The 24,714-nt window shown below is 39.1% G+C and carries 18 protein-coding genes and 4 tRNA genes; 17 read left to right on the forward strand and 5 right to left on the reverse strand.

Features of this window, described 5'->3' with window-relative positions:
* Window positions 1-720: 720 nt before the first annotated feature.
* A complete protein-coding gene (locus tag TR08_RS00005) occupies window positions 721-1,620 on the reverse strand; it encodes a nuclease-related domain-containing protein (RefSeq protein ID WP_045514537.1) in 900 nt (299 codons plus the stop codon).
* Window positions 1,621-1,833: 213 nt separating this feature from the next.
* Between TR08_RS00005 and TR08_RS00010 the strand changes: the two genes are divergently transcribed.
* The 14 genes from TR08_RS00010 to rlmH all read left to right on the forward strand — a co-directional run bounded on the left by TR08_RS00010 (window position 1,834) and on the right by rlmH (window position 13,705).
* Entirely contained in the window at window positions 1,834-3,126 is a 1,293-nt protein-coding gene (locus tag TR08_RS00010; RefSeq protein WP_045514539.1) for an adenylosuccinate synthase, read from the forward strand.
* Window positions 3,127-3,402: 276 nt separating this feature from the next.
* Window positions 3,403-3,478: transfer RNA gene (locus tag TR08_RS00015), tRNA-Lys, on the forward strand.
* Window positions 3,479-3,541: 63 nt separating this feature from the next.
* Window positions 3,542-3,613 (forward strand) — tRNA-Glu (locus TR08_RS00020).
* A gap of 70 nt (window positions 3,614-3,683) precedes the next feature.
* Window positions 3,684-3,760 (forward strand) — tRNA-Asp (locus tag TR08_RS00025).
* Between the two features lie 9 nt (window positions 3,761-3,769).
* Window positions 3,770-3,842 (forward strand) — tRNA-Phe (locus TR08_RS00030).
* A gap of 401 nt (window positions 3,843-4,243) precedes the next feature.
* The gene (locus TR08_RS00035; protein WP_045514541.1) at window positions 4,244-5,701 is read left to right on the forward strand and encodes a peptidoglycan DD-metalloendopeptidase family protein; all 1,458 of its coding nucleotides are present in this window, start codon (window positions 4,244-4,246) and stop codon (window positions 5,699-5,701) included.
* Window positions 5,702-5,864: 163 nt separating this feature from the next.
* The gene (gene yycF, locus TR08_RS00040; protein ID WP_045514543.1) at window positions 5,865-6,575 is read left to right on the forward strand and encodes a response regulator YycF; all 711 of its coding nucleotides are present in this window, start codon (window positions 5,865-5,867) and stop codon (window positions 6,573-6,575) included.
* An 8-nt stretch (window positions 6,576-6,583) separates the two neighbouring features.
* Window positions 6,584-8,407, forward strand: a complete 1,824-nt coding sequence (gene walK, locus TR08_RS00045; RefSeq protein WP_045514552.1) for a cell wall metabolism sensor histidine kinase WalK — start codon at window positions 6,584-6,586, stop codon at window positions 8,405-8,407.
* On the forward strand, window positions 8,404-9,726 hold the full coding sequence (locus TR08_RS00050; RefSeq protein ID WP_045514555.1) for a YycH family regulatory protein: 1,323 nt from the start codon (window positions 8,404-8,406) through the stop codon (window positions 9,724-9,726). The genes walK and TR08_RS00050 overlap by 4 nt, the downstream gene beginning before the upstream one ends.
* Window positions 9,713-10,510, forward strand: coding sequence for a two-component system regulatory protein YycI (locus TR08_RS00055; RefSeq protein ID WP_045514559.1), 798 nt, complete (start codon window positions 9,713-9,715; stop codon window positions 10,508-10,510). The genes TR08_RS00050 and TR08_RS00055 overlap by 14 nt, the downstream gene beginning before the upstream one ends.
* A 6-nt stretch (window positions 10,511-10,516) precedes the next feature.
* The gene (locus TR08_RS00060) at window positions 10,517-11,311 is read left to right on the forward strand and encodes an MBL fold metallo-hydrolase (RefSeq protein ID WP_045514562.1); all 795 of its coding nucleotides are present in this window, start codon (window positions 10,517-10,519) and stop codon (window positions 11,309-11,311) included.
* A 310-nt stretch (window positions 11,312-11,621) separates the two neighbouring features.
* A complete protein-coding gene (locus TR08_RS00065) occupies window positions 11,622-12,854 on the forward strand; it encodes a S1C family serine protease (protein WP_045514566.1) in 1,233 nt (410 codons plus the stop codon).
* 123 nt (window positions 12,855-12,977) lie between these two features.
* The gene (locus TR08_RS30630) at window positions 12,978-13,136 is read left to right on the forward strand and encodes a CxxH/CxxC protein (RefSeq protein WP_081954293.1); all 159 of its coding nucleotides are present in this window, start codon (window positions 12,978-12,980) and stop codon (window positions 13,134-13,136) included.
* Window positions 13,137-13,225: 89 nt separating this feature from the next.
* Window positions 13,226-13,705 carry a 23S rRNA (pseudouridine(1915)-N(3))-methyltransferase RlmH gene (gene rlmH / locus TR08_RS00070; RefSeq protein ID WP_045514569.1) on the forward strand — a complete coding sequence of 160 codons (480 nt, stop codon included), beginning with the start codon at window positions 13,226-13,228 and terminating at the stop codon, window positions 13,703-13,705.
* A 463-nt stretch (window positions 13,706-14,168) separates the two neighbouring features.
* On the opposite strand, the gene TR08_RS00075 is transcribed toward rlmH, so the two are convergent.
* The gene (locus tag TR08_RS00075) at window positions 14,169-14,774 is read right to left on the reverse strand and encodes a TetR/AcrR family transcriptional regulator (protein WP_152597303.1); all 606 of its coding nucleotides are present in this window, start codon (window positions 14,772-14,774) and stop codon (window positions 14,169-14,171) included.
* Window positions 14,775-14,959: 185 nt separating this feature from the next.
* On the opposite strand from TR08_RS00075, the gene kynU reads away from it, so the two are divergent.
* The 3 genes from kynU to ald all read left to right on the forward strand — a co-directional run bounded on the left by kynU (window position 14,960) and on the right by ald (window position 18,917).
* Window positions 14,960-16,246: a kynureninase gene (kynU, locus tag TR08_RS00080; protein ID WP_045514574.1), complete on the forward strand. Its 1,287-nt coding sequence runs from the start codon at window positions 14,960-14,962 to the stop codon at window positions 16,244-16,246.
* Window positions 16,247-16,358: 112 nt separating this feature from the next.
* Window positions 16,359-17,750: an amino acid permease gene (locus TR08_RS00085; RefSeq protein WP_045514576.1), complete on the forward strand. Its 1,392-nt coding sequence runs from the start codon at window positions 16,359-16,361 to the stop codon at window positions 17,748-17,750.
* A gap of 33 nt (window positions 17,751-17,783) precedes the next feature.
* Window positions 17,784-18,917 carry an alanine dehydrogenase gene (gene ald / locus TR08_RS00090; protein ID WP_045514583.1) on the forward strand — a complete coding sequence of 378 codons (1,134 nt, stop codon included), beginning with the start codon at window positions 17,784-17,786 and terminating at the stop codon, window positions 18,915-18,917.
* Between the two features lie 933 nt (window positions 18,918-19,850).
* Here the strand turns inward: ald and TR08_RS00095 are convergent.
* From TR08_RS00095 to TR08_RS00105, 3 genes are read right to left on the reverse strand one after another with little or no spacing between them, the layout of a single operon-like run.
* Entirely contained in the window at window positions 19,851-21,668 is a 1,818-nt protein-coding gene (locus TR08_RS00095) for an ABC transporter substrate-binding protein (RefSeq protein WP_193747652.1), read from the reverse strand.
* A 30-nt stretch (window positions 21,669-21,698) separates the two neighbouring features.
* On the reverse strand, window positions 21,699-23,213 hold the full coding sequence (locus TR08_RS00100; protein WP_045514587.1) for an ABC transporter permease: 1,515 nt from the start codon (window positions 23,211-23,213) through the stop codon (window positions 21,699-21,701).
* 13 nt (window positions 23,214-23,226) lie between these two features.
* On the reverse strand, window positions 23,227-24,627 hold the full coding sequence (locus TR08_RS00105; RefSeq protein ID WP_045514812.1) for an ABC transporter permease: 1,401 nt from the start codon (window positions 24,625-24,627) through the stop codon (window positions 23,227-23,229).
* Window positions 24,628-24,714: the final 87 nt, after the last annotated feature.

Raw genomic sequence — 24,714 nt, forward strand, 5'->3', positions numbered from 1 at the left:
AATGAAAGGGTATGGATAGAGAATCATCAAAGAAAAAGTTGAAAACAATTGCTTTTGATTTTACACAATAATCAGGACTTGACTGAAAAAGCTGAGATGAGGGAATCAAAAGGAGTCTTTGGTTCCCTTCAAAAAGAAAAAAGCTGAGTTGAGGGAATCAAAAGGAGTCTTTGGTTCCCTTCAAAGGGAAAAAGCTGAGATGAGGGAATCAAAAGGAGTCTTTGGTTCCCTTCAAAGGGAAAAAAGCTGAGATGAGGGAATCAAAAGGAGTCTTGGGTTCCCTTCAAAGGGAAAAAAGCTGAGTTGAGGGAATCAAAAGGGGTCTTGGGTTCCCTTCAAAGGGAAAAAAGCTGAGATGAGGGAATCAAAAGGAGTCTTGGGTCCCCTTCAAAGGGAAAAAAGCTGAGTTGAGGGAATCAAAAGGAGTCTTTGGTTCCCTTCAAAGGGAAAAAAGCTAAGCTGAGGGAATCAAAAGAAGTCTTGGGTTCCCTTCAAAAGGAAAAAAGCTGACTAAAGGGAATCAAAAGGGGTCTTGGGTTCCCTTCAAAGGGAAAAAAGCTGAGTTGAGGGAATCAAAAGGGGTCTTGGGTTCCCATCAAAGGGAAAAAAGCTGAGTTGAGGGAATCAAAAGGGGTCTTGGGTTCCCATCAAAGGGAAAAAAGCTGACTAAAGGGAATCAAAAAAGTCTTGGTTACTTCAGAATGAAAAAGGATTAAAGAATCATACATAATGAGCAGATGTTCTATGCCCGACTAGTTTAAAGTGCTTAGATAGAATCCTTCGTATCGCTTTCTTTGATTTGATTCCACCGCACCAATCGTAAATATCAGTAGTTGTAATCTTTTTATCAGGAAAAAGTAATGTAAACTCCTTCACGCTCCTCAAAACAGCTGCTTCTACCGCCTCTACGTCCCTACATTCCTTACATATCAACGACTCGTCTAAGAAAAAGGTCTTACAGTGCTTGGGGCAGGTTATACCCTTTTTCAACTTTTCGTAGGAATATTCGGGTAATCGTGTATAGGGGGATTCTTCTTGGTGATGGTCCACTAATTGTTGCGCTAACTGATAGTGTTTTTTATTAAGTTTTACCGGTCTGGTATTTAGTTTTTTCAAAAAGCGGTTAAGCTGTGTTGGAAAAATAATTGCAGGATGGATTGAGGTTGTATATAAGTGGAATTCGGGATTGATGAAAATTAGATAGGATTCGATTGGAAAATGAAATCCTAAATCATGTAGGAGTCTTCGAAGTAAGGTTTCACAACGTTCTAGCTGGTGTAAAGGATTCTTTTCAGGTTTACCTGCAGGCGTGTACCATTTATCCTCCTTGATAGAGTGATCCCCTTCAAAATTCTTAACATCTAAAAGGTAAATCCTCTCATAGGCAATAATCAAAGTGTCAATTTGGAATTTTGATCCGTTATATTCAAGTAACAAATCATTGAGGACCAGCCACTCATCCGTTAAACCTCTGAGCCATCCATCGCTTTTTAGCTCGCCTTCATATCCCTTTACAAGGTTTGTGTAGGTTACTCCCTCCTCGTAAGAAAACTCCATTCGGGCATGTAAATAGTGTAAAAGAACCAATTCAAATTTTTCTGGCCTCTGTCTAAAAATCATATAACACTTCCTTATTATTATTTTAATAAAACTCTTAATACCTATTTTATGGAAAACCAACATTCAATACAAGGTAGATTCATAAATTAATATTTTACGAACATATTTTAATAAATTTATATAAATCGTTCGTGTTTTGTTGACTTTTACCCATGGATATTGTTAAACTTGTGTGTGGAAAAAGAAAAGCGTATATAATTTGGAGGTGCCTTTATGACATCAGTAGTGGTAGTTGGTACACAATGGGGAGACGAAGGAAAGGGTAAAATAACTGATTTCCTTTCTGAGAATGCAGAAGCAATTGCTCGTTATCAAGGTGGAAATAACGCCGGTCATACCATCAAGTTCAATGGAGAAACATATAAATTACACCTAATTCCATCCGGGATTTTTTATAAGGAAAAAATCTGTGTGATTGGAAATGGAATGGTTGTGGATCCGAAGGCACTTGTTGCGGAACTAGCTTATCTACATGAAAAGGGAATTACAACCGATAACCTTCGTATTAGTAATCGCGCACATGTAATCCTTCCTTACCATTTAAAGCTTGACGTTGTTGAGGAAGAAAGTAAGGGTGCCAATAAAATTGGAACCACTAAAAAAGGAATTGGACCTGCTTATATGGACAAGGCAGCTCGCGTCGGAATCAGAATAGCTGACCTCCTTGAGCGTGATGTTTTTGAAGAAAAGCTTGAACGAAACCTGGCTGAAAAAAATCGTTTATTTGAACGTATTTATGAAACCACAGGATTCACAAAAGAGGAAATCTTAGATGAGTATTATGAATATGGTCAGCAAATTAAACAATATGTTTGCGATACATCTGTCGTATTAAATGACGCTTTAGATGAGGGAAAACGAGTTTTATTTGAAGGTGCTCAGGGAGTTATGTTGGATATCGACCAAGGAACTTACCCATTTGTAACATCTTCGAATCCAGTAGCTGGAGGCGTTACGATTGGTTCAGGTGTGGGTCCATCAAAAATTACCCATGTGGTGGGAGTTTGTAAGGCATATACCTCTCGCGTAGGTGACGGACCGTTCCCAACTGAATTACATGATGAAATCGGTAATCAAATCCGTGAAGTCGGTCGTGAATACGGTACGACTACAGGACGTCCACGTCGTATTGGCTGGTTTGATAGTGTGGTTGTTCGCCATGCACGCCGGGTCAGCGGTCTGACTGATCTGTCTTTGAATTCTATTGATGTATTATCAGGTATTGAAACCTTAAAGATTTGTACAGCATACAGCTATAAAGGTGAGTTAATTACGGAATACCCTGCGAGCCTAAAGGTATTAGGTGAATGTGAGCCTGTTTACGAAGAGCTTCCAGGCTGGACTGAGGATATTACAGGAGTTAAATCATTAGATGAATTACCTGTAAATGCACGCCATTATGTTGAACGGGTAACTCAGCTTACGGGTATACCGTTAACAACTTTCTCTGTAGGACCAGATCGCAATCAAACGAATGTTGTTCGCAGTCCTTGGAGACAAATTTAATCACATAAAAGCCCTCATTTTCAGAGGGCTTTTACTTTTAAAAAAACTTTTTTTTAAAAAAGTATTGCACTATATGTACAAGCTATGCTATTATAAAAAGCGTCGTCACAAACAAGACAAACGAAACATCTTAGTAAGAGCCATTAGCTCAGTTGGTAGAGACGATCATAGCACCATGAATATGCTACGAGTTGTACACGCCGAGCTGCTACTTGCGTTACTTACTGAGGCGGGGACACATATAGCAAAATAAGTATAGGTAACAATTTTAAGTAAGAGCCATTAGCTCAGTTGGTAGAGCATCTGACTTTTAATCAGAGGGTCGAAGGTTCGAGTCCTTCATGGCTCACCAAGTTATTTTCGACAGAAAATAACCATAGTTTTTTGCATTAGCAAATTAACTTTCAGTATATATGGCCCCTTGGTCAAGTGGTTAAGACACCTCCCTTTCACGGAGGTAACACGGGTTCGAATCCCGTAGGGGTCATTGGCATTTGATTGTTGGCAAGTGATTGGCAAGTCCGGTCTCCTTGCTGACGATCGATATCAAAAAATATGGTCTGGTAGTTCAGTTGGTTAGAATGCCTGCCTGTCACGCAGGAGGTCGCGGGTTCGAGTCCCGTCCAGACCGCCATAAAAAAGTGGCTCAGTAGCTCAGTCGGTAGAGCAAAGGACTGAAAATCCTTGTGTCGGCGGTTCGATTCCGTCCTGAGCCATAATGAAAAGAAGCTTGCACATGTAAGCTTCTTTTTTATTTGTTACAAATGTAATACTATCGCAACGAAAAATCCAGATATTTACATATTTTTATCGAAGCATGTCTTATTTTGTAAAATGTGGTCATATTCCAATAGCTACCAAAAACGTTGGTATAATAACTTTTACCCACAAATATAGGAAAAAAAGAATACCAAAAACTGGGATAATCTATCTACTAGCAACTCCTACGATTGTAGTAAAATGTCAGGTATTATACAATTTTGTTACATTATAAAGACTAATCGTTATTTACAATTGAATTATGATAAAGTTATAGAGTAGAAAAAGAGGGAAATTTCTTTTGTGGTTATAAAGTACTAGATTAAGAGAGTTGTTTCCGTAATTTAGGAGGATTCCAATGTTATTTTTTAATAAAGGAAAAAAATCAAGTAAATTAGCGAAAAAACAATCCTTGAAAACGGCTGTTATGACAGCGTTTGCGGCTTCCGCATTGATATTTAGCAGTGCGTCTGCTAGTGCTGCTGGCTCCGTTAAATTAACTACTGTATACCATGTATATCATGATGAACAATATTTAGGCACTGTTTCTAATAAAGAGATTGTTGAAAAAATTGTCGAAGAAAAAGCAGTTCAGTTTAAAGAATCCACTCAGGATTTAAACTTAGAATTTGGCTCAGATATTGAGTACATAACAGAGCAGGTTTTTCATTCAACAGCAAATGATAAAGAGACGATCCAAAATCTCGAGAATACGATTCAGCTTCAAGCGGAAGCTTCTTCAATCATCATTGATGGAAACCCTGTTGTTTTCTTAGAAAACAAAGAAACGGCTGAGGATGTTATGAATAGACTTAAACTTAGCTATGTAACACAAGCTCAACTAGATGAAATAGAAGCAAGAAAATCTGCTCCAGCAACTGAGTTACCACCACTGCAAGAAAATGAAACTCGTATATTAGACGTAAGAGTATCTAAAAATGTTTCATTTGATTCAGAAAAAGTTACGCCTGACAAAATTATGTCAGCTGAAGAAGCAGTTACCTTTTTACAAAAAGGTACGCTAGAAGAAAAGAAATATATTGTCCAAGAAGGCGATGTTCTAGGAACGGTTGCCAATAATCATGGATTAAAATTAATTGATTTTCTTGCATTAAATCCTGGTCTTACAGAAGACTCTGTTGTAAAAATTGGTCAAGAAGTCAATGTTACGGCATTAATGCCATTTCTTGAAATTATCGTTGATAAAGAAGAAAATCGAAAAGAAGCTATTCCATTTGCAAATGAAATAGTTGATGACGCTAATATGCCAAAAGGCGAAACAAAAGTGCAGCAAGAAGGTAAAAACGGAGAACGTTCAGTAAACTATCGAATTTCGACACAAAATGGAGCAACTATCAGCAATGTTGTCACAAGTGAGACAGTACTTGCAGAGCCGGTTAATCACATTGTTGTAAAAGGAACAAAGGTGATACCTTCACGTGGTACTGGTACTCTTGCATGGCCAACAAATGGAGGCTATATTTCCAGCCAACAAGGTCAGAGATGGGGTAGAGCACACAAAGGAATTGATATCGCTAGACCTAGTAATAGAACGATAAAGGCTGCTGATAATGGTAAGGTGGTATCTGCAGGCTATGATGGCGGCTATGGTAACAAAATCGTTATTGATCACCAAAATGGTCTTCGTACTGTCTATGCTCACCTAGAATCCATTAGTGTAAGTGTAGGACAAACTGTTTCACAAGGCTCAGCCATTGGTGTAATGGGTTCAACTGGAAACTCAACAGGAGTACATTTGCATTTTGAAGTGTATAAAAATGGAGCACTTCAAAATCCTATAAGCTATTTAAATTAATGCCATTTGTAATAAAAGAGTCTCTAGTTGTACTAGAGGCTCTTTATGTGTTAAATACTACTAATAGATGAATTACTGCCGAAACAATGGTAAAGTAAACTAGAGTAGAAATGCCATTTATTTTTTATCAATAGATTATTTTAAAAACAAAGGAGCAATGGGTATGGAAAAGAAAATTCTCGTAGTGGATGATGAAAAACCGATTGCGGATATTTTGCAGTTTAACTTAAAAAAAGAGGGTTATGATGTTTACAGTGCTTATGATGGAAACGAAGCTCTCGTGATGGTAGAAGAAGTACAGCCAGACTTAATTCTCTTAGATATCATGCTGCCTTTAAAAGATGGAATGGAAGTCTGTCGTGAAGTTCGCAAAAAATACGATATGCCGATTATTATGCTAACGGCTAAAGATTCAGAAATAGATAAAGTATTAGGCCTTGAGCTTGGTGCGGATGATTATGTAACGAAGCCATTTAGTACTCGAGAATTAATCGCGAGAGTAAAAGCCAATTTACGCCGCCATCAAGTTGTCATCTCTCAAACAGATGAAGAAGTAGAAACAAACGAAATTGAAATTGGTTCCCTAACCATACATCCAAATGCATATGTGGTTTCAAAACGTGGAGAAACGATCGAATTAACGCATCGTGAATTTGAACTGCTTTACTATTTGGCGAAACATATTGGCCAGGTCATGACAAGGGAACATCTGCTGCAAACCGTTTGGGGATATGATTATTATGGAGATGTCCGAACAGTGGATGTAACCGTTCGCCGTTTACGCGAAAAAATTGAAGATAACCCAAGTCACCCTACGTGGATCGTAACACGTAGAGGGGTGGGTTACTATTTGCGTAACCCAGATCAGGAGTAATGCCCTACATGAAAAAAGTTAGTTTTTTTAGTTCTATACACGTAAAATTCGTCATTATCTATGTGCTGCTTATTTTAGTTGCCATGCAGATAATTGGCGTTTATTTTGTCAGGCAGCTTGAAGAAACCTTAAGGACAAATTTTCAAACCTCTCTAAAAGAGCGTGTTAATTTGCTTGCCTACAATGTAGTCGAAGAGATGGAAAAGAAAAGAACTCCTGAGGATCCCACCCTTGAAGAAGAAATCAGGAAAATACTTCGAGATTTTGAATCCGCTGATATTTTTGAAGTGAGGGTCATTGAGGGAAAGACTCGTAAAATTCTTGGAACCTCTGATCCAAATCAGGGTGTGGTTGGCCAGAGGTCAATAGATTTGCGAGTTACCCAGTCAATCAATTTAGGGGAAGACCAAGACAGTATCTTAATCGATCGAAAAGGCGGTCATCGGATTTGGGTTCTATCGACTCCGATAAAATCAGGCGGTAAAGTCATTGGGGCTATCTATCTTGAGTCTAAAATAGAAAATGTATTTACCCAAATGAAAACCATCAATCGTATTTTTGCGACGGGCACGGGTATTGCCTTAGCGATTACAGCTATTTTAGGAATACTTTTGGCTCAGACCATTACCAGGCCGATTACAGATATGAAAAAGCAAGCAATGGCAATGGCTAAAGGGAACTTTTCACGCAAGGTAAGAGTATACGGTCAGGATGAAATTGGAACTTTAGCTGTAACCTTTAACAATTTAACGAAAAAGCTGCAGGAAGCACAGGCGATGACGGAAGGAGAAAGAAGAAAGCTCTCATCCGTCTTATCTTATATGACAGATGGTGTCATTGCGACAGACCGGAAAGGCAGAGTCATGCTAATCAATGAACCTGCTGCAGAGATGCTGAATGTTTCACGTGAAACAGTTCTTTCACAGCCGATTGTTTCCTTGTTAGGATTAACAGATACCAATACATTTGAAGATTTATTAGAGGAAAAAGAATCGTTAATTCTTGATTATAGTACGAAGAAGGAACATTATATCCTTCGTGCTAACTTTTCTGTTATTCAAAAAGAAACTGGATTTGTCAATGGGCTGATTGCAGTCCTCCATGATATCACCGATCAGGAAAAAATAGAGGAAGAACGAAGAGAGTTTGTTGCCAATGTATCACACGAATTAAGAACACCGCTTACCACGATGAGAAGCTACTTAGAGGCATTGGCAGATGGTGCATGGAAGGATGAAGAAATTGCCCCTAATTTCTTAGATGTAACGAGGACTGAAACAGAAAGAATGATTCGGTTGGTCAATGACCTTCTTCAACTATCCAAATTAGACAGCACGGATTATCGACTTAACAAAGAATGGGTCAACTTTGTCGATTTTTATCATCGAATTATTGACCGTTTCGAAATGACGAAGAACCAAAATGTAAGCTTTAAAAGGCAGCTGCCAAGCCATGCTATTTTCGTTGAAATAGATGAAGATAAAATGACACAGGTTCTTTACAATATTATTTCGAATGCAATGAAGTATTCTCCTGAAGGCGGCCAAATTACTTTTTCGATAAAAGAGAAAGAAGAAAATATTATCGTCAGTGTTTCGGATCAAGGTGTAGGAATTCCAAAGGAGAATATCGTAAAAATCTTTGACCGTTTTTATCGTGTTGATAAAGCGAGGACTAGAAAGTTAGGTGGTACGGGATTAGGTTTGGCCATTGCAAAAGAAATGGTTAATGTTCATGGCGGCATGATTTGGGCTGTAAGTGAAGAGGGCAAGGGAACTGAAATTTCCTTTTCACTGCCATACGAGCAAACTGAAGAGGATGAATGGTCATGAAATATGAAAATAGTAAATCAGCGATTTTAACATTTCTCATTCTGGTTAGTATTGTTTTAACCTGGAATCTTTGGACGTACCAGCCTAATTTTGACATGATGGAAAAAGGTAATTATGTTGCAGAGGTAACTTTAAAAGAAAAAAGGGAACTTCAGAAAATTATTAGTCCAGACCTAGCGCTATTTCATAGTAACGGGCAGCATTTTGGAACAACGAATGCAGTAGACCTTGATAAGATGATGAGTGAAATTAGGAATTGGTCCTTCTATGACGTTAAAAATTATGTTGATAATGTAGAGGACATCAAAGAGTTAGTGCATGGAAATGGCAATGCCGAACTGGTCTTTCCAGCCGATGTTCCGATTGAATTATATCGTAGTGTATTGAAGTTTGAGGAAAAAAGAATTCCTGCTTTTAATTTTAATCGCATTATTATTAATGTAGAGAATTCCGAAAAGGAAAATGGTACAGTTTACTTCATTTCTGCGGATTATCAACAGGTATACATGAGTCATATATCGCCAGCATTATTGAACGAATTCAAACGTAACTTTTTTAAAAATGCTGAGCAATATCAGCCGTATTTTGCTTTTGAAGCAACAGACGAGCGAACTGTTTTTATCCCTGATGGAAATTTGGAAATGATGGAATATACGTATTTGCCGGTCGTCCTAAACTCTGAGGCATTTAAAGAAGCATTGTTTAGTGATCCAAGTTTCGTTCAAAAAGGATTTATCTCACAGGGGGAAGAATATAGTGACGTTTCAAGTAAGATGACGGTAAATTACGATACGAATATGCTGCTCTATGTTAATCCAACCGGAGAGACCAAGTATGTTGATAACTCTTATGATCTACTAATGAGGAGTATTGATTTTATTAATGGTCATGGGGGATGGACAGACCCTTATCGATATGTGGCAAAGGATGAAAAGAATAAATCTGTTAAGTTCCGTTTATATAGTATCGAAGGATACCCCGTTTTTAATGAAAGTGGAATGTCAGAGATTCAAGAAGTATGGGGCAGAGATGAGATAACGAAATATGTTAGACCTAATATTGCCTTAGAGCTTCCATTAACGACAGAAATGGTAAAAGTAACACTACCATCCGGCTCTGAAGTACTGGGATTTCTTAAAAGCAGAAAGAACTTTAAACCAGAATTACTAGAGCAACTTGTCTTAGGATACGAGATGACAAGGGATACTGGTGTAAATAAACTGATCCTCCTAGAGCCTGCTTGGTTTTATCGTTATAACCAAACATGGGGACAAATCACGGAGAAAGACCTGGGGGGATTGTTACATGGATTGGAGTAAAATCAAAACGATTTTTATCTTAACGTTTCTGATATTAGATGTCTATCTCTTATTTCAGTTTATGAAAATTAGAGATGCGAATAAATACGAAATTATTACAGAGGCCTCTATTGAGGAAAAGCTGGAGGCAGATGAAATCCGCTATAAAGAGCTGCCAAAAGTACCTATTGAGGATCAGTATTTAAGTGCAAAGCCTAAGTTATTTACGAAGGAAGATACAGCCAAGCTTAAGGGACAAACCACGATTCTAAAAGAGCCGAGCCTGACACTTCATGTGGATCTTGATAAGCCGATTCCAATAAATACAAAATTTGAGTCATCAGAGCTGACTCCTTTTATAAGAGATAATGTGTTATACGGTGACCAATATCAATTTTGGAAGAAAGATGATAAGAAGAACACAATCATCTACTTTCAACATTATGAGAATATGACTTTATATGAAAATCTAAGCGGGATGATTACGTTTCATATTGATGACAAAAATCAAATTGTATCCTATGAACAAACCTACTTAGAGGACATTGAAAAAATAACAGATAAAGAGGAAATCCTCAAACCTTTGAAGGCATTGGAAACCTTGCATCAAAAAGGTGTCCTAAAGCCAAAAAGCAAAATTACAAAAGTTGAACTCGGCTATTCATCATTAATTCAGCTTGCTGCTTCTCAAGCTTTAGCACCAACCTGGCGTTTTGTGGTGGATGATAATGAAAGTCTTTTTGTTAATGCGCTAGAAGGACAGATTATTCAATTTAACAGCGATGGAGAATTAGATGTGGAGTGAAATCATATGTCATTACGTTATAGCATTTTAGCGAGCGGAAGTACAGGGAATTCGCTTTATGTTGAATCAGACGAGCATTCCTTTCTAGTAGATGCCGGATTTAGCGGGAAACAAATGGAGGCATTTTTTCAACATATAGATCGTGATATAAGTAAATTATCAGGAATATTTGTAACCCACGAACACAGTGACCATATTAAAGGAATTGGTGTATTAGCCCGTAAATATAAACTGCCAGTCTATGCGAATGAAAATACCTGGCGGGCAATGGAGCGGTTAGTCGGAGATATTCCCACAGAACAAAAGATGATTTTCAGCACAGAAAGTGTAAAAAGCTTTGGTGCAACGGATATTGAATCTTTTGGTGTATCGCATGATGCAGCAGAACCGATGTTTTATGTATTCCATCATTCCGGTAAGAAATTGGTCTTGATAACAGATACAGGTTATGTGAGTGACAGGATGAAAGGAATCATATCCAATGCAGACGCCTATATTTTTGAGTCCAATCATGATGTACAAATGCTGAGAATGGGAAGATATCCTTGGAATATTAAACGCAGGATCCTAAGCGATCTCGGACATGTTTCGAATGAAGATGCAGCAATTGCCATGAGTGAAGTCATTGGAGATAATACAAAGAGAGTTTACCTTGCCCATTTAAGTCTCGACAATAATATGAAGGACTTAGCCAGAATGTCAGTAGCACAAACACTGCAAAGCCAAGGATTAATTGTCGGTGAACAGTTCGATCTCTACGATACAGACCCAAAAGTGCCAACGAAAATAACAGCAGTTTAAAAAGAAAAGCGTTAGCGCCTTGATCAGGGAAAAAAGCAGTTCATTTTTTCCTAGAGGCGACAGGCATAAGACGAGCTGGCGAGAAGGTTGGTCTTTACCTTCTTGACGGATTGACTTAGACCTGAGAGCCTCTAGGCGGTGAAGCTGGACAATTCTCAAAGCAAAAAATATATACTTTTTTATCTATTGAACAAAGATACTTCATTGGTATCTTTGTTCTTTTTTTTATAAAATTGTTTTGGACAGAGTATAATTGTAAGTATAAGCCAAAATATAAATTAGTTGCTTATGAAAGGGAGACGTGGTGAAAATGGGTTATTACGATGATCATTCACAAGGGCGTTACCAAAAAAAGAGTGGAAATAGAGGGGGATATTTTGTTGCAAGTATCGTAGGTGCGGTACTTGGAGCCATGCTAGTTGTTATCTCGATTCCGGCATTATCCAACCAAGGATTTCTTCCCTACACTGTACAGCCCAATCAGAATCAGCCTGCTGGAACAAATGATAATAATCAAGAGAATTTTATTCAGCAACAGGTGTCATACGATGTAAATACGGATACAACAAAAGCGATTGATAAGGCTGCTGACGCAGTAGTTGGGATTAATAATATCCAAACATCGAACTTCTGGTATGATGAAACAGGTGATAATCAAGGTCCAGCTGGAACGGGATCGGGTGTCATTTATAAAAAGGCTGGAAACAAGGCTTATGTTGTAACCAATCAGCATGTGGTTGAGGGCGCTACACAATTAGAAGTTACTTTAAATGATGGCACGAAAATACCTGCTAAGCTGTTAGGCGGAGATATCTGGACTGATTTAGCTGTCCTGGAAATTGATGCGGATAAGGTTAAAAAAATTGCTGAATTTGGCAATTCAGATGCCTTAAAGATGGGTGAACCTGTTATGGCGATTGGTAATCCGCTTGGAGCGACTTTCTCTGGTTCTGTTACGCAAGGGATTATTTCTGGGATTAACCGGACGATTCCAGTTGATATCAATCAAGATGGGGTTATGGATTGGCAGGCTGAGGTACTGCAAACAGATGCAGCCATTAATCCAGGTAACAGTGGTGGTGCGTTAATTAATATTGCCGGACAACTTATAGGCATTAACTCGATGAAAATTGCCCAAAATGCTGTTGAAGGGATTGGATTATCGATTCCCATTAACTATGCGAAACCAATTATTAATGAATTGGAGCAATTTGGGGTTGTAAAACGACCATATATGGGAGTTGACTTAAAATCAGTTGCTGAAATCCCAGGTTATTATCAAGAAGAGGCATTAAAATTGCCTCGAGATATTACCTATGGAGTGGCTCTTCGTCAGGTTGTACCTAATTCACCTGCTTCAAAGGCTGGATTACGAGAGTTAGATGTTATTGTTGAGCTAGATGGTGGGACCATACATGATGTTATTGATCTTAGAAAGCATCTATATCAAGAGAAAAAGATTGGTGACCAAATGGAGATAAAATTCTATCGAGAAGGAAAACTGCAAACGACGAAGATTACATTAACTGAAGACAAGTCGTAAAAGGAAGGCAGAAAGGTGATAACACCTTTCTGTTTTTTTTATGGTATGATAATAAATTGAATGAAGCAGTTTGGATAGTAAATAATAAACGATAAATAGTTATGAGAAAAGGAGGCGTGAAAATTGATTTATTGCTGTGAGGAACATGTCGATTTGGCATTAGATATGGTTGTGGATGAGTTTGAAACGTTTCCATTATTATCAAAGATTACTGGGGATAACTTATCCACACGCTGTGAATATTGTCAAAACACAGCCGTATATATTGTGGCGAACAAATGATTCCATACAAGATGTGGATAAATATTGTGGACATGTGGATAACTTCTGTGGATATCTTGTTTGTAATATAAAAAAGAGGGTTGTGGGTTGTGAATATCTCCATTGTCACGGTTGGCAAATTAAAAGAAAAGTATTTAAAAATGGGAATTGACGAATATCTAAAGCGACTGAATTCATATGCGAAAGTAGAAGTCATTGAGGTGGCGGATGAAAAGGCACCAGAAGAACTAAGTGAGTCTGAAATGCTTCAGGTAAAGCAAAAAGAGGGAGAAAGAATATTGGCTAAGATTAGCCAGGATACATATGTGATTGCACTAGCAATTAACGGAAAAATGCAGTCATCTGAGGAGCTGGCGGATACGCTGGATAAACTGGCTACGTACGGAAAAAGTAAGATTGCCTTTATTATCGGTGGATCGTTAGGTTTAAGTGAGGAAGTATTAAAACGCGCGAACGAACATCTCTCTTTTTCAAAAATGACCTTTCCCCATCAACTGATGAAATTAATTCTGGTAGAACAAATTTATAGAGCCTTCCGAATTAACCGGGGGGAACCTTACCATAAATAGAGGCGGTTTTATCGGATTAATCACCTAAAATGCATCAAAAGTTAAAAACTGCCAAAGAGCAAGGTATTCCATGATATTTGGTAGTCTTAGGAAATTAGTTATTCATAATATATTGCCTCCACGCTATTTGGTATTGAAATAAGTGCCTGTCACCACCTGCGAATTGTCAAAAACTTCTCGGGTAGTGATAGGTACCATTCTTCACAAAATTACTCATTGTAATAATTTGTCTTTAAACTATGGAAATCCAAAACAAGCCCGTTTTTAACATATAGTCTATTCCTATCAACCCATCAAAACCATACATATCTTAAACCATTCCAAGTTGCAGGTTGAAATAATTAAAACACTTTTTAGAATTATCTTATTGTCATGAAAGTTTAATTCGACAGTAGCTAATGGGAGCCCGTTATCAACACCTATGTTCATCGGGGGCATAAGAACCCTCCCTTTTCTTCCTACCTTAAATATATAGTCCTGTGACGTAGATAGAAGTGATTGTTTTTGCGACCTCTTCAACACTAGCCTGGTGTTCGTTCCGGACAATTTCCCATAGGTACATTTCATTGGTAAAAAACCAACCCCGTGCCACAATTTCATGATTTAATTCCGCTCGAGCTAACCCATTTTGCTGTGTAAAGGCAACGTCCTGTGAAATTCGTTGAATAAATTTTTCCCGAATCATTTTCCATTTATCTGATATTAAGGAAGAAACGCCAATTGCTTGTTCAAAGACTTGCATCATATCGCGTTCGGCTTCTGCCATTGTTAAAAAACCATTTGCTTGTTTATAAATAATTTCCTCTGCTTCATGTTTTGATTTTGGTAAGAAGGAGATTTCGGCAATTTCGTAAAACCGCTCCATGACATCCTCCATCAATACAATTAAAAGATCTTCTTTGCCCTCAAAATGAACATAGGCCGTTCCGTATCCGACTTTCGCTTTTTTTATCATTTGTGAGATTGTTGCTTTTTGAAAGCCTTCTTGAAGAAAAACTTCCTTTGCGGCTTCTAATAATTTTTGCCGTGTCAAAATCGAGCGTAAATGTCGTTTATCCTCTACAGTCATTTTAATTCCTCCACTACTCATTATCTCTAGAATATAGGGGTTTTTTTAAAAAGGGAAGGGGTGGAATAGTAATAATTCTCTGAAAAAAATATTGACACAGTGTCATATTCTATAGATAATAATATTGACACAACGTCATATTTATTAATGGAAGCGCTTTTAAAATTGTAAAGGGGAGAATCATGATGCTTTTATATAACTTTCAAGCAACTTTAGAATACGCGAAAGAATTGGATAAGGAAGATTCTCTTAAGCATTTTCGAAAAGAGTTTTATTTAAAGCCAGGATCGATTTATATGGATGGGAACTCATTGGGCCTTCTTTCGAAAAGAGCGGAAAAAACGCTTTTGGAATCTTTAGAGGATTGGAAAGAGCATGGGATTGATGGCTGGACTCAGGGGAACCATCCATGGTTCTTTATGGCAGAGGAGCTTGGAAAGAAGCTTGCACCGTTGGTAGGCGGTTCTGCTGAAGAAGTGATTGTGACCGGTTCTACCACTACTAATCTGCATCAGCTTGTTTCGACGTTTTATAAAGCAGATGGAATTCGTACAAAAATTTTAGCAGATGAACTAACTTTTCCATCAGATATTTATGCTCTTCAAAGTCAGCTAAGGATACATGGATATGATCCAGATGAACATCTAATTCGTGTGAAAAGCCGTGATGGCCGCTTTTTAGAAGAGGATGATATTATCGAAGCAATGACCGATGAAGTTGCATTAATCGTCTTACCAACGGTTCTTTATCGCAGCGGTCAGATATTAGATATCAAACGTTTGACCAAAGCCGCACATAATAAAGGGATTTTAATCGGGTTCGACGCATGCCACTCGGCTGGATCGATTCCACATTCTTTCAGTGACTGGGATGTTGATTTTGCGTTTTGGTGCAATTATAAACATTTAAACGGAGGACCTGGCGGTGTTGGAGGCTTATTTGTAAATCGGAAGCATTTTGGAAAGATGCCTGGACTCGCTGGATGGTTTAGTTCGAAAAAAGAAAAACAATTCGATATGGAGCATACATTAACACCCGCTTATTCTGCAGGAGCCTTCCAAATTGGAACACCTCATGTGTTAAGCGTTGCCCCTTTGATCGGGTCTTTAGAAATTTTCACAGAAGCAGGCATTGAAAATATTCGCCAAAAATCTCTGAAAATCAATCAATATTTAATGGAATTAATCGACCTTGAGTTGGCAGATATGGGATTTTTCATTGGGACTCCAAGAGAAGATGCACGCCGTGGTGGCCATGTAAGCCTCGAACATAACGAAGCAGCACGAATCTGTAAGTCATTAAAGGAAAACGGAATCATTCCAGATTTCCGCGCACCGAACATCATTCGCCTTGCACCAGTAGCCCTATACACTTCTTATGAAGAAGTTTGGAAAGTCGTTCAAATCCTTAAAACCATCATGACGGAAAAGCAGTATGAGCAATTCAAAAATGAACGGGAAGTAGTCGCTTAACGGGTACCGCTAGCGGTGCCTGTCACCGCTCGTGGACACTGTCCACCTGAGGCGGACAGTTGCTAAATGAAATACGGACAAAGCCTTATGGTTAAAGAAGGGGATGAATTAGATGAAGAATACAAGTAGTGGTGAGGGGTTAAAACGGGAATTATCAACCGGTCAGCTTTCGATGATCGCGATGGGGATGGCGATTGGGACGGGTTTATTCCTTGGAAGTGGATTAGCTATTGGTACGGCTGGACCTAGTGTGATACTCAGCTATACCATTGGTGCATTTATCGTTTTATTATTAATGGGCTGTTTGGCAGAAATGACGGTTGCATATCCCACTTCGGGATCTTTTGGAACGATAGCCGATAAATTTCTTCATCCCATGGTGGGCTTCCTCGTCCGGTACTCCTATTGGATTGCTCAGGTTCTTGCTATTGGGGTTGAAATAAGTGCGATTGCCATTTATATGAAGTACTGGTTTCCTGGGATCCCTGGGGTCGTTTGGATTATTGTATTTGCAGCAGTCCTCATCTATGTAAACGCTACCAGTGTGAATGCGTTTGCTGCATTTGAGTATTGGTTCTCGATGATAAAGGTTAGTGCCATTGTTGCGTTTATACTGCTTGGAGCATATGTGCTATTTGGAACTTCTGGTCATGAAAGTGTGGGGGCTAAGAACCTAGTCGATCATGGTGGTTTCATGCCGTTTGGTTTCAAAGGTATGTGGATTGCCGTCTTCATTTCACTTTTTAGCTTTTTAGGTACAGAATTAGTAGCCGTTACAGCAGGTGAAGCAAAAGAGCCAGATATTGCTGTTCCGAAAGCATTGAAAGCAACGGTATTTCGCTTGAGTGGTTTCTATGTATTGACGATGGCAATCATGTTGATGATTGTGCCATGGCAATCGGCAGGAATCGAAGAAAGTCCGTTTGTACAAGTAATGGAAATTTTAAATATACCTGGTGCCTCTGGAGTGATGAATTTTATCGTTTTAACAGCTGCTTTATCATCCATGAACGGACAGCTATATGCTGCATCACGAACGATGTATTCCTTATCAACTGAAAAGTTTGCTCCAGCCATTCTCAGTAAATTGAATAAAAAAGGTGTTCCAACCACTGCTCTTGCGGCTTCAACGACTGGAATTGTTCTTGCTGCAGCTGTGAATGCGCTACTGCCTGGATCATCCTATGCCTTCATGATGGGGATTTCCATGTTTGGTTCACTTTTTACCTGGTTAATTATCTTCGTTTCTCACCTATCTTTCCGCAGGAAGTGGGAGAAAATGGGCGGACGCAAATTACCGGTAAGAATGATTGGCTTTCCGTATTTAACGATAGTGGGGGGACTGCTCCTACTAAGTTTAATGATCACAGCATGGTTTACTGATTTCAAAATTATGCTTCAATTTGGTATCCCTTGGATGCTGTTCTTATCAATTGCTTATTTTATTATGAAAAAAAAGAACCCTCAGAAATCCGATGATTTGAAGGATAAAGAGGCTGTTTAGTTGGATTTTTTAAAAAAAAGGAGAGATTGTATCATGATTATTGGCGTACCTAAAGAAATTAAAAACAACGAAAACCGTGTGGCTTTAACTCCAGCTGGTGTTGTTTCATTCGTAAATGCAGGGCATAAAGTGTTAGTTGAGAAAAACGCTGGTGTGGGCAGTGGTTTTACCAATGAAGATTACCTAAATACCGGTGCAGAAATTATTGAAAATGTGGCAGAGGTATGGACCGGGTCAGATATGATCATGAAAGTGAAAGAGCCGCTTTCAAGTGAGTATGGCTATTTCCGTGAAGGCTTAATTTTATTCACCTATTTACATTTGGCCGCTGAACCTGCGTTAGCTCAGGCGCTTAAAGAAAAAGGCGTTCTTGCGATTGCTTATGAAACCGTTTCAATGAATCGCACGTTGCCGCTGCTGACACCAATGAGTGAGGTTGCTGGCCGGATGGCTGCACAAATCGGTGCGCAATTTTTACAAAAGTCAAACGGTGGTAAAGGGATTCTTCTTGCAGGTGTTCCTGGTGTAAACCGTGGAAAAGTGACCATTATTGGCGGCGGTATTGTTGGTACGAACGCAGCAAAAATGGCAATTGGATTAGGTGCGGATGTAACGATTATCGATGTAAGTGCTGACCGGTTACGTCAATTGGATGATATTTTTGGCAATTCCATTAAAACACTCATGTCCAACCCATTCAATATTGCACAGGCAGTAGCAGAGGCTGACCTTCTAGTTGGTGCTGTATTGATTCCTGGTGCAAAGGCACCTAAACTGGTAACAGAAGAAATGATCAAGGTAATGAAGCCTGGTTCTGTTGTCGTTGATGTGGCCATCGACCAAGGTGGAATCGTGGAAACGATTGATCATATTACAACCCATGACAATCCAACCTATGAAAAGCATGGTGTCGTTCATTACGCCGTAGCCAACATGCCTGGTGCGGTACCAAGAACCTCTACCATTGCGTTAACGAACGTTACCCTTCCATATGCCTTACAGATGGCAAACAAAGGTGTATATAAAGCAATCTCTGAAAACGAAGCTCTAAAACTTGGAGTAAACGTAGCAAACGGTGAAATTACTTTTGCAGCAGTTGCTAGGGATCTTGGTCACGACTATGTAAGAGTCGATGATGCTTTGAGAAAAGAATTGGTTGCTCTATAATGCTGTAATAAGAGGGTGCCCCAAAAGGTTAGGGGCACCCTCTTTCGTGCGCTTGGCAGCGCTTCGTTCTAATGGGAGAAAGTCCCTAACATGCCGTTGTGGCGGAAATGTATAGCTGACAGGTAGTGCGAGTATCATGAGATTTCGTGTGGAGGACTTAAAGGCAAAACTGAGAACAGGTCTTCTATGAAGTAAACAAGAATCGTGGGTCGCACAGTGATGATAAAACAAACGAACTGAAAATCATGTCAGTGAAAAATGAACAACCAGTCACCGTAAAGAATAAAATTATCTCAAAAAAAGCATAGGGATGCACTGTCACCCCTAGGGAAAACCGCCGCTTAAACAGGTGTGCTGAACCTTACCATAAATAGAGGCAGCTTTTTAGCTAAAAGGGCCTGTCACAGAGGAAAAAAACATGGGAACTGTAAATGGGAAATCCTCCTATATGATCTTGGTATGTCGGCGTTTAATTAGTGGATGCAAAAAAATAAGCGCCTGGTTAAATTCCAGGCGTCATTCCAAATAGGTTTAGTACAATGAACTAAGTAAATATTTTTTGGCAGCCCAATCCTTTTAGTTTACACCTTCTTTTTCCTTCTGAAACGATAAATCGCACTAATGATTAGAAAAAGGAGTAATACAGGGTACACCGGCCCTAAATTGAAAAAGCTATATAATAAGGCTTTTAAAAAGGTCATACTTATATCTCCTTTTTACCAAAAAATCTAATTTCGAATTTTTCAAACACATACCATACCAGATGAAATAGCATGTGACACATGATAGCTGCTGCAAGTCCATTTTGCCAGTACAACCAGCCGAAAATTAATCCGACCACTAGATTCATACTGGCAGAATAGAAAAGGAGTCACACAATATTTGCTACATTCTCATAAAAACGGATGGTGTTAGTCACCATCCGTTTAAATTTTACTTACTTGATAGATATTTATTTAAGAATTCTTTTGCCTTGGCTGGATCTGCTTTAAGCTCGTTTCCAGTTTTCACGATTGGGCTTACAGTTGATACGGCTTTGATTTTCTTGCCTTGGTAGTAGCTTATGATTTCGTCTTGATTAATCGAGTAAAGGACCGCTTTTCTTAGGTCTTCGCTCTTAGCCACGTCACGATTTTTTGTGTTGAAGAGCAGGTACGTTACACCGTTGCTTTCCATGCTTTGCAGTTTCAGCTTGCTATCACTCTCTACAACATCTTGTTTGTTTTCAGGAACGCCGTATAATACATAGATCTCGCCGTTGCGTAATGCTGAAAGGGAGCTATCGATATCTTTGATGAATCGAAGCTTGATGTTTGAAATTTTTGGCTCGTGCTCGGTTCCCTTCATGTAGCCAGGGTTTTTGTGAAAAATCGCTTCGTAATCGTTTTTATAAGAAAGAATGTATGGACCGCTTGTGTATAAGGTATTGTTATATTTATCCCCTTCTGTAACTGTGTTTTGGTCACCGTAAGGAATGTCCTTGGTTACATCGAATGATGCAACATCGTACGTGTTGATGCTTTCAACTTGCTTTTTAGAAACAATTCCGGCAGATTGGTGTGCTAAATAGTTAAGCACTTGCGGGAATGGTTCTGTTGTTGTTACTTTGACAACCTGATATTTACCTTCTTTATTATTCACTTGAGTTTTATCGTCTACAAGCGTGGAAATAGGAGTATCCAAGCCTTTTTCAAGTGCTTCTCTTACTGATTTATCGCTGCCGGATTGCTTTACCTTTTCAAGCGCACTTACATCAGTGACAACTTCTGCCGTTTTAATATGCTCATGCAGGCTGTATGTGCGGTGATCTGGTACAGAGTTTTTATCCTTTGCACGATCCAAGGAGAAGATGACATCATCAGCTCCAACACGCTCGCCTGTATCGACAGCTTTCTTATCCGTTATTTTGGCAAAATTAATATCGCCTCTTAATAAGAAGTAATACTCCGAGTTTCCATCTGCAATGCTATAGTTGCGGGATAGAGATCCATCTGCTGTAATTTTATCATCATCGGTTAAGTTAATTAAACGAACATACATATTCGTATTAATCATGTTAATAGAACCATCATTGCCCTTAATGGGGTCAAGTGATGTTAAGGTTGGATTAGCTTGTGATAAAATAAACGGCTCCGTTTCACGCTTGGCTTCATCGTTGAAGTCAATTGTTTCCCAAGCAAGGGAACGAGATTTTGATAGTCTGACTGATTTAGGATTTAATACGTCTTTATTGACCGCTTGTGTTTTTAAAGAAATATAAAGCGGCGCGATATAGGCTTTATCAAAGACAAGACGCTGTTCCAATTCTTTATATGTTTTTACATAGTCTTTGGCAGTTTGCGTGCTTGCTTTGTCAATGAGCTTATCAATTTCAGGATCAGCCATAATGCTGTAATCCCCTCCGCTTTTAAAAAGGGAACGGACGGCATAGTCCGGGTTTCCAGTAACGGTTGTCCAGCCTGATACAGCGACATCAAAATTTCCTGCATCTTGCTGTGCTTTAAAACTGCCATAGTCCGGCTGAATATTAAGCTTCACTTTGAAGCCGTTCTTTACTAGCTGGTCGCGGACAATATTCAGGTCTTCTTCACCGCTGCTCATCCCAAGAACTTCAATTTCCACTTGCTCACTTGCATTACCGCCTGATTTTGAATCAGCAGCTGGTTTCTCTGCCACATCTGATTTCGTCTTTACACATCCCGCCAACATTAAAACGAAAGCGAGGAGTAAAGGTAAAAGGGTTTTCTTCATTATGATTTCCTCCTTAATATTTACAACCTATTAATCTAGCTTTGGATCCAGGGCATCCCGGAGTCCGTCACCCAAAAAGTTAAAGGATAAGACAAGAGCAATAATCGCAAGTCCCGGATAGATGGCAAGATAAGAATGGGACTCCAGATAGGTGCTTCCAATTTTTAAAATATTTCCCCATTCCGGAATATGAGGCTCTACCCCAAGTCCTAAATAACTTAAGCTGCTTGTTGCAATGACCGCTCCGCCAATCGTTAGCGTAGCTTTTACAATCATCGGGGCAAGCGAGTTGGGCACCACCTGTTTAAAAATGATTGATAGATTACTCGCACCGAGCGCCCGGGCAGAGTCAACATATTCATAATTTGAAACCATCAGCACATTCGCGCGCATGGTTCTTGCATATGTAGGAATAGATCCAACGCTTAGGGCGATGACAAGTGTCATTGTGTTAGAACCAAACGCAGCGATAATCACAATCGCCAGCAATATACCAGGAATAGCGTACAAAATATCAAGCACGCGCATGATGATATTGTCGGTGCGCTGGCCGTAATAGCCGGAAATGGCTCCCAGTATGCCTCCGATTATGAAAGGGATCGCCGTTGATAAAAGACCGACAATCAGAGAGATTCTGGCACCGAATACGATTCGTGAAAATAAATCCCTGCCAAAGTTGTCCGTTCCAAGCGGATACACAAGACTTGGAGCTTGGAGGATGGCGCTGTAATTATTTTCAATCGCCATCCCATAGTCAAATGTCAGGTAGCTGCAGACAGAAATGGCAAATACAAATATGATGAAAAATAAGCCAAGCATCGATGTCGTATTACTGGCGATTTTCTCCCAAACCTTGTACCACTTTCCGGTACTGGGGTTATTGCGGTTACGTTTTTCCATCAACATGTTCCAGCCAAGTACGAGTGCAAACAGGTTACCTGTTAACGCAGTCAGGAGAAGAGGAATGCCTATAAATGGCTTCCATCCCGCCACTTTTGCTCCTTTTTTCTCCTTCGCAATCAGGAAAAGGACTGCCAGCTGAAACAGAGCGATGATGAGGAAGACAAACATCGCCGGTAGAAACGTGTCTGAAACATAAGGCTTAAACAAATTGAGTGCTGATACTGCTATCACAAAAAACTGAATCAGCAGCATGTAAACAGCAAATACATATTCAGGAGTTTTTTTCTTTTTTATTAATTGAAAAGCAAAGGCTGTGACAAAAATATTTCCTGTAAAAATACTGAGAAGCTGGATATAGCCTAACATTCTTGTTGACTGCCTAATAAACCCAAGCTTTTTCAGATCCTGCTTTATCTTCAAGGTAATGATCATTTGGATGAGTGTAAACAGCGCATAGGCAGTAAAGACTCCAAATACAGAAGGCTTGACTGCTTTCTCTGAAAAATCGATACTGCTTAGTAGAAATACAACAGTCAGTGCAAGCGTCGTGATCCAAGTAAAGCTTCCTTGCGTATATTCTGGAGATAGCTTCAGCGCATGCCTCTTATAAAAGCTTTCATTTTCTTTCAAGATTGTAGACATCACTTCACCTGCTTTACGATTGTTTCATTTTTGAACGGATGCGAGGGTCGAAAAACGCATACAAGATGTCAATGAATAAATTCACTAATGAAATCGTGATTGCGACATAGACTACTCCGCCCATAATACTAGGAATATCAGGAATGAACTGTTTGTCTACAATGTAACTTCCGATCCCGCTGATATTAAAAACTTTTTCCGTAACAGCCGCCCCTCCAAGCATTCCGCCAAACATCAATCCAATTACAGTGATGACAGGAATCATTGCATTCCCGACAGCATGCTTCCAGAGCACTTGGCGCTGATTCAGGCCCTTCGCTTTGGCTGTAATAATATAATCCTCATTAATCACTTCAAGTGTCGCTGATCTTGTCATTCTCGCAATGGAAGCAGTCAGACCTGTCCCAAGAACGACGGCCGGCATAATAATCGAAAGCCAGTTTTCTGGATTGAAGGTTGCTGGCAGCCATTGTAATTTAATCGAGAAGTTCAAAATAAAGATTAGCCCTTGCCAAAAGTTAGGAATAGATAAGCCAATTAGAGCGATAAACATAAAAGTATAGTCAAGAAAAGAATTTGGTTTTGTTGCTGAAATAATTCCAATCGGTATCGCAATGACAATCGCCATGATCAGTGCGATTAATGTCAGAATTAATGTAATCGGAAATTTCCTGGCAATGCTTGCCGCAACCTCTTCATTCCCTGAGAAGGAAGAGCCTAAGTCAAACGTGAAAATTCCTTTTAGTGCATTCCATAATTGAGTCAGGTAAGGCTGATCAAGTCCATACAAGTGGTTAAATGCAGCAATTTGTTCCTTCGTGGCCGTTTCGCCCAGGATATTTGCTGCCGGATTAAATGGCGATATGTACAAAATAGTAAATACGAAAAAAGCAACGCCGATAATAACGAATATACTCATAATAAGCCGTTCAAAAATGTATTTTAAATACGGATTGCTATATAGCAAAATGAAGATATACATAGGCAAACCAGGAATAAATGTTAACAATAAAAAAAGCGGATTCAACAGCAGCGCTTGAAAAGTAGATTCAAAGGTTATCCTTTTTTGCCCATAATTTTCTAAAATAGTTTCTGTTTTTTCGATTACTGTTTTTTGTAATTGTTCCTCCGCCCATTTCTCTGCCAGCTGAATGGTTTCAGCTTCATCAACCTTTTGATCGAAAAATGCCTGCTTACATTGCAGCTGGTTCCTATACTCCAGTGTTAATTCTTCCTTAAACCCAGATTCCAATAATTCTTTTCTGCTTTTTTCTACTAAAGAAGAATATGCATCTCTTTTTTTCTTATTTAAATAAATAAGGAATACAATAAGCTGAACGGGAAGACCAAGTATGAAAAGAACCCATTTATAAGATGGATGCAGCTGCATCTTGGCATATGTACGGCTAATCATGTCGGAAAAATTTGCCTCTTTATGTGCACCTCTTACCTCCGCTGCATTGGCAGCCTCCATTGAAATCACCTCCTCTCTCATTAATAC

It is taken from the genome of Neobacillus niacini (assembly GCF_000759675.1).
GTDB classification, from domain to species: domain Bacteria; phylum Bacillota; class Bacilli; order Bacillales; family Cytobacillaceae; genus Neobacillus; species Neobacillus niacini_A.